The sequence below is a fragment of the Streptomyces sp. NPDC006365 genome (assembly GCF_042870755.1).
GTDB lineage: Bacteria > Actinomycetota > Actinomycetes > Streptomycetales > Streptomycetaceae > Streptomyces > Streptomyces xiangluensis.
Map to the genome: position 1 here is coordinate 1 of NZ_JBIAHS010000044.1, position 2,638 is coordinate 2,638.

The following is a 2,638-nucleotide window of genomic DNA, read 5'->3' on the forward strand; positions in this document are numbered from 1 at the left end:
GCCAGGGCGAGCACCAGCAGGGTTGAAATCACGCTGGCCATGGCCGAGTTGAGGAGGAAGGGGGTGATGTCCCGGCTGAACAGCAGCTGGTACTGGTCGGTGGTGAGTGCGGCCAGCGGGGTGGGCGGGTTGGTTGCGGCGTCGGCTTCCTGGTGGAAGGAGGTGAGGACCATCCAGGCCACCGGGGCGAAGAACGCCAGCGTGGCGAGCCAGGCGATGAACGTCCACAGTGGCGACAGCCGGGGCGCACCGCCGTGCTCACCGTGCTGGTCGCGGCGGCGGATCAGTTTCCTGATGCCGGCTGCGGGTGCGGGCAGGGCTGCGTGGGTCATCGGGATGTCTCCTCGCGGAACAGGGATGCGATGGTGCGCAGCGCGAAGGTCGCGATCACGATGGAGCCGAGGACGACGACGACTCCGGCGGCGGCCGCCTCGCCGTACTCGTACTTGCGGAACATGGTCAGGTAGATCTCGTAGGGCAGGTTGGTGGTCTGCTTGCCGGGGCCGCCCTGGGTGATGCTGTAGACCGCGTCGAAGGTCTGCACGACGTAGATGGTGCCGAGCAGGATGCCCAGCTCCAGGTACTGCCGCAGATGCGGCAGCGTGATGTGGCGGAAGGTCTGCAGCGCCGAGGCGCCGTCCATGCGGGCGGCCTCCAGGACGTCACCGGGTTGTGCCTGCAGGCCGGCCAGCAGGATCAGCATCATGAACGGGGTCCACTGCCAGACCAGGGAGATCACCACGGCCGGCATCGGGTAGGACGAAATCCAGTCGACCGTGGGGCCGTTGTCGGCGCCGAACAACCGGTAGAGGGCGTTGAGGGTGCCGTTGAGCAGGCCGTAGTCGGGGTTGTAGAGGGCGTGTTTCCACAGCAGGGAGGCGGCGACCGGCATGACCAGGAACGGGGCGATGAGCAGGGTGCGGGCCAGGCCGCGGCCGACGAACCTGCGGTCCAGCAGCAGGGCCAGGCCCAGGCCGAGGAGCACGCTGATGAGGACCACCGACGCGGTGAGGACGACGGTGTTGAGCACCGCCGTGCGCAGCCGCTCGTCGGAGAAGACGAACGTGAAGTTGGACAGGCCCACAAAGCGCCTCTCGCCGGGCCTGAGGATGTTCCACTGGAAGGTGGAGATGACGAGGGTGGCCACGAAGGGCAGTTGCGTCACGACGATGGTGAAGACCAGCGCCGGCAGCAGCGGGATGCGCCGCCGCCACTTGCTGACGCCGGTGGCCTTGCGGGGACGCACGGGGGGCGGTGTGGTCTTGGGTGCGGCGGTGAGCGTGGTCATGGACTGTCCTTGGCCGGTGACGGCCGGGTGACGGCCGGGTAGGGGAGACGGTGCCGTGCCCGGCCGGCCCCGTGGCCGGCCGGGCCGGAGAGGTCACTGCTGCTTCCTGGCGACTTCCTCGGCCAGCTTCTGGCCGTCGCTGAGCGCCTTGTCCACGCTGGTCTTTCCGGCGATGGCCGCGGAGATCTCCTGGGTCACCTTGGTGCCCAGGTCCTGGAACTCGGGGACGGCCACGAACTGGATCCCCACCGTGGGCCTGGCCTGCACACCCGGGTCGGACGGGTTGGCCTGCTGAATGGACTGCAAGGTGACGTCACCGAACGCCGCGGACGCCTTGGCGTACTCGGGGTTGGCATAGGTGCTGGCCCGCTTGCCGGCCGGCACCCGCGACCAGCCCAGCTCCTCGCCGACCAGCTCCTCGTACTCCTTGCTGGAGGCCCACAGCATGAACTTCGAGGCCGCGTCCGCCTTCTTGGTGGTCTTGGGCATCGCCCACGCCCACGCCCACAGCCAGCCACTGCTGGCGGTCTTGACCGTCGGGGCGTAGGCGTAGCCGACCTTGCCGGCCACCTTGCTGGACTTGGGGTCCTCCAGCGACCCGGCCGCACTGGTCGCGTCGTACCACATGGCGACCTTGCCCTGGCTCATCGCGTTCAGGCACTCGGTGAACCCGGCCTGCGACGCGCCCGCCTCCCCGTGCTTGCGCACCAGGTCGACGTAGAACTCCGTCGCCTCCTTGAACTTCGGACTGTTGACCTGCGCCTGCCAGTCCTCGGTGAACCAGGTACCGCCGAAGGTGTTGACCATGGTGGTCAGCGGCGCCCCCAGCTCGCCCCAGCCGGCCAGACCACGCAGGCAGATGCCCTTCATCCCCGGCCGGGCGCCGTCCACCTTGGCGGCGATGTCGGCGACCTGCTGCCAGGTCGGCCTTTCGGGCATCGTGAGGCCCTTCTGCGCCATGACCTCCTTGTTGTACATCAGGAAGGACGACTCGCCGTAGAACGGCAGCGCGTACAGCTTGCCGTCCTCACCGGACAGCGACTTGACCATCGGCTTGAGCAGATCGTCCTTGTCGAAACGCTTGTCCTTGTCCGCGTAGGAGCCCAACTCCTGCAGCCAGCCGTTCTCCTCCCAGATCGGCACCTCGTACGCGCCGATGGTGGCCACGTCGTACTGGCCGGCCTGGGTGGCGATGTCCTGGGTGACTTTGTCCCGCAGCTCGTTCTCCGGAAGGATCGTGAAGTTCACCTTGATCCCGGTGTCCTTCGTGAACGTGCTCTTCGTCAGCTTCGCGATGTCCTCCATCTGCGGATTACCGACCATCAGCACATTGATGCTCTCGCCGTCACC

2 protein-coding genes and 1 pseudogene are annotated in these 2,638 nt (G+C 67.6%); all 3 read right to left on the bottom strand.

Annotated elements, in window-relative coordinates; genetic code table 11:
• Window positions 1–332: pseudogene (locus ACFYO0_RS46375) on the bottom strand (carbohydrate ABC transporter permease); the annotation flags it as partial.
• Window positions 329–1,288 carry a carbohydrate ABC transporter permease gene (locus tag ACFYO0_RS46380; RefSeq protein WP_388688492.1) on the bottom strand — a complete coding sequence of 320 codons (960 nt, stop codon included), beginning with the start codon at window positions 1,286–1,288 and terminating at the stop codon, window positions 329–331. The pseudogene ACFYO0_RS46375 and the gene ACFYO0_RS46380, both read right to left, overlap by 4 nt.
• A gap of 93 nt (window positions 1,289–1,381) precedes the next feature.
• Window positions 1,382–2,638: ABC transporter substrate-binding protein (locus tag ACFYO0_RS46385; RefSeq protein WP_388688495.1), on the bottom strand; the 1,257-nt coding region annotated here is incomplete at its 5' end.